Origin of the sequence: Azonexus sp. (assembly GCF_036170495.1) — a bacterium.
Taxonomy (GTDB): domain Bacteria; phylum Pseudomonadota; class Gammaproteobacteria; order Burkholderiales; family Rhodocyclaceae; genus Azonexus.
Genome location: NZ_JAVHPH010000021.1, coordinates 1 through 1,379, shown reverse-complemented (window position 1 = coordinate 1,379; position 1,379 = coordinate 1). Strand labels below are relative to the sequence as shown.

3 protein-coding genes are annotated in these 1,379 nt (G+C 66.6%); 2 read left to right on the top strand and 1 reads right to left on the bottom strand.

The window, feature by feature from the left end; all coding sequences use genetic code 11:
- Together ADADOO_RS00990 and ADADOO_RS00985 are read left to right on the top strand one after the other, a co-directional pair.
- Positions 1-540: hypothetical protein (locus tag ADADOO_RS00990; protein ID WP_511274300.1), on the top strand; the 540-nt coding region annotated here is incomplete at its 5' end.
- A 12-nt stretch (positions 541-552) separates the two neighbouring features.
- Positions 553-1,005 (top strand): DUF4149 domain-containing protein, encoded by a 453-nt coding sequence (locus tag ADADOO_RS00985; protein ID WP_511274299.1) that lies wholly within the window; start codon positions 553-555, stop codon positions 1,003-1,005.
- On the opposite strand, the gene ADADOO_RS00980 is transcribed toward ADADOO_RS00985, so the two are convergent.
- Positions 1,002-1,379 (bottom strand): DUF4870 family protein (locus ADADOO_RS00980; RefSeq protein ID WP_511274298.1); only part of this gene is annotated, 378 nt, incomplete at its 5' end. The genes ADADOO_RS00985 and ADADOO_RS00980 overlap by 4 nt on opposite strands.

The following is a 1,379-nucleotide window of genomic DNA, read 5'->3' as shown; positions in this document are numbered from 1 at the left end:
TGGGCACGCGTGCAGGCGAGCGGCATGGCCAGCGAACACCCGATCGACGACTACACGGTGCGCGCCGTCGAAACTTGGCTGGCCGACCAGCTGCCCGGCCGGGCTTACCGCATCGTTTATCCGGGCGAGCAGCCAGTCGGTTTGCAAGCGCTCGGCAAACTGGCCGGCTGGCATCACGCCTCGCCCTTCATGGTCGGTGTCGATGCCGAATGGGGCAGCTGGTACGCCTACCGGGCGGCCGTGCTGATCGATTTTCAATTTTCGGCTTTTTTTCCGGTTGACCGTGGGAACCCCTGCCTCGACTGCCAGTCGACGCCTTGCATCAGCGCCTGCCCGGCCGACGCGCTGGCTGGCGGCCAGTTCAACCTGCAAGCCTGCAGCGGCTTCCGCCTGCAACCGGATTCGCCTTGCGCCGAAGGCTGCCTGGCCCGCCAGGCCTGCCCGGTCGGCGCCGAACATCGCTACGAGGCGACCCAGATCGCCCACAGCTACCGCCGCTCGCTGGCCATGCTCCGGCAATACCTCGAACCCAAAAACTGACTGGAATCCACCATGCGCTCAACCCTGCTTTTTCTCCACCTGGCCGGCGTCATCGTCTGGATCGGCGGCATGTTCTTCGCCCACTTCTGCCTGCGCCCGGTGGCCGCCGAACAGCTCCCGCCGCCCCTGCGCCTGCCGCTGCTGGCCGGCGTGCTCGGCCGCTTCTTCCGGATCGTCGCGGTGGCGATTGCCCTGATCCTGCTCTCCGGTATCGCGCGCATGCTCCACGTCGGTTTCGCCAACGCCCCGCCGCACTGGCACGTCATGCTGAGCAGCGGCCTGATCATGACCATCATCTTCGTCGACATCGCGCTGCGCCATTTCGTCCGGCTGCAGGCTGGCGTGGCGGCGCAGGACTGGCCGGCGGCCGGGGCGGCGATGAACACCATCCGCCAGCGCGTCGCGCTCAATCTCGGGTTGGGCGTGGCGACGGTCGCCGTCGCCTGTTTCGGCGTCGGTTTCTAAGCGCCGACCGGCTTGACGCCAAACAGCGCGATCCAGCCGCGCGCGACGCGATAGGCCACCCACAGGCCGAGGATGGCGATCAATATCCAGGCCAGCGGAATGCCGATGAGGGTGATGACGAGCAGGCCGTAGAAAAACAGCCCGAGCAAGGTGAACCAGAACGTACGGATCTGCCAGCGAAAGTGGCTTTCCAGCCAGGTGCCATTGGCCTCGCTGCGCTTGAGGTAATTGAGGAAAACGGCGCACAGCGACGGCAGGCCGAAGACGAAGCCGCCGGCCACGGTGGCCGCCGAGGTGATGCCGACCAGCACGGCGATGGCGTGCAGGCCGTAGATGAAATGGGTGAGCTGAACCAGCGAGGGGCGCACGCCCTG